The 1,794-nt window shown below is 69.8% G+C and carries 2 protein-coding genes; both read right to left on the bottom strand.

Features of this window, described 5'->3' with window-relative positions; translation table 11 throughout:
• The coding region (locus AB0D67_RS39080; protein WP_362947493.1) for an endo-1,4-beta-xylanase at positions 1-1,169 on the bottom strand (1,169 nt) is incomplete at its 3' end.
• 221 nt (positions 1,170-1,390) lie between these two features.
• Positions 1,391-1,794: cellulose binding domain-containing protein (locus AB0D67_RS39075; protein ID WP_362947490.1), on the bottom strand; the 404-nt coding region annotated here is incomplete at its 5' end.

The raw sequence follows: 1,794 nt of genomic DNA, 5'->3' as shown, positions 1-1,794 counted from the left end.
CCGACGTTGTCGGTCGCGGCGGTCCAGGTCAGCGCCGCCCCGGAGGAGGTGACGGACGACACGGACGGCTTGCCCGGCGCGGTCGGCGGTGTGGTGTCGGAGGGGTCGGGACCGCCGGCGGCCAGCGCGTCGTGGATCGCGGTGTAGGCGGGCTTCCTGCCGTAGTTCTCGTCGTACGGCAGGGCCGCGCCCTCCCCCGGGAAGGTGTCGGGCACCCAGGAGTACTTGTCGGTGAAGCCCCAGATCGTGACCCCCACGCACCGGCTCACCGCGAGGCAGGCGTCCATGATGTTGCGGTAGTAGGTGGCCTGCTGGGCGTCCTTGGACGAGTCGCGGGGGGTCTTCATCCGGATGTCGATCTCGGTGAACCGGACGTCGACCCCGAGGTCGGCGAAGCGCTGGACGTTCTCCTTGACCTGGCCGGGGAAGCCGTACTGCAGGGAGAGGTGGCCCTGGAAGCCGACGCAGTCGATCGGGACGCCCTGCCCGCGCAGTGTCTTGACCAGGTTGTACATTCCGGTGCTCTTGGAGTTGACGCCTTCGACGTTGTAGTCGTTGATGCACAGCTTGGCGTCGGGGTCGGCGGCGCGGGCGGCGCGGAAGGCGTCGGCGATGTAGCCGCTGCCGAGCTTCCGGTACCAGAACGAGTCGCGCATCGTCCCGTCCTCGTTGAACGCCTCGTTCACGACGTCCCAGGACTTGACGACGGGGTTGTCGGCGTAGCGTCCGACGACCTTGGCGATGTGGTTGTTCATCGCCGAGCGCATGCCGGTGGCGTCGAGGTTCTCCACCCAGTTCGGTGTCTGGCTGTGCCAGACCAGGGTGTGCCCGTGCACCTGCTGGCCGTTCTGCTCGGCGAAGGCGACGACGGCGTCCGCGCCGGAGAAGGTGAACTGGTTCGGGTCCGGCTCGGTGGACTCCCACTTCATGGCGTTCTCGGCCGTGATCTGGTTGAACTCGGTGGCCGCGATGGTCCGGTAGGACGACTCGTTCGCCAGCTGGCTGGTGGCCACCGCCGTGCCGATGAACCTGCCGCGCGCCTCGGCGTGCGCGCGCAGCGGCTGTGAGGCGTGGGCGGGGGACGCCGTGACGACGGCCGCGACGAGGGCCGGGGCGATCGGCAGGAGGGCGATCGCTCCGGCTGTGATCGCCCTGCGCGTTCGTGACATGGGTGTTCCTTCCTGGGGGGAGAGGGGCCCGGCGGGACCGGGACCCGCGGATCGGAAACTTGTGGCGCGCCGCCGAAACTTTCAAAATCGGCGTGAGGTGAGGGGGTACGGCCGGGGCCGTACCCCCTCACCGGAGGGAGCCCGTCGGCGGTGGTCAGGAACCGCCGGGGGCCGTCAGGGGCCTTGAGGGACCTTCAAGGCCTTCAAGGGCTTGAGAGCCTTCAGGGGAAGGTGGGCGCGGGCGGGGTGCCGGTGCCGTTCCAGGAGCCGATGTAGCCGAAGGTGACCGACCCGCCGGCGGGGACCGAGCCGTTGTAGCCGACGTTGGCGAAGGCGTAGGTGGACCCGGCGGCGGTCATCGTGGCGTTCCAGACCTGGGTGACGCCGACCCCGGAGGGGTAGGTCAGGCTGGTCTTCCAGGAGGTGACGGCGCTCGTGCACTTGAGGGTGATGTCGGCCTGGAAGCCGCCCTGCCAGGAGTTGACCAGCTTGTAGGAGGGCGTGCAGCCGCTCGCCTGCCCGGCCAGGGTGGTGAACGAGGCGGTGTCGGAGGCGTCGGAGACGTTCCCGGCGGCGTCGCGGGCGACGACGTGGACGGTGTAGGCGGTGCTCGGGGTCAGGCCGG

Source organism: Streptosporangium sp. NPDC048047, assembly GCF_040653115.1.
GTDB lineage: Bacteria > Actinomycetota > Actinomycetes > Streptosporangiales > Streptosporangiaceae > Streptosporangium.
This window is presented reverse-complemented; position numbering and strand designations above follow the sequence as displayed.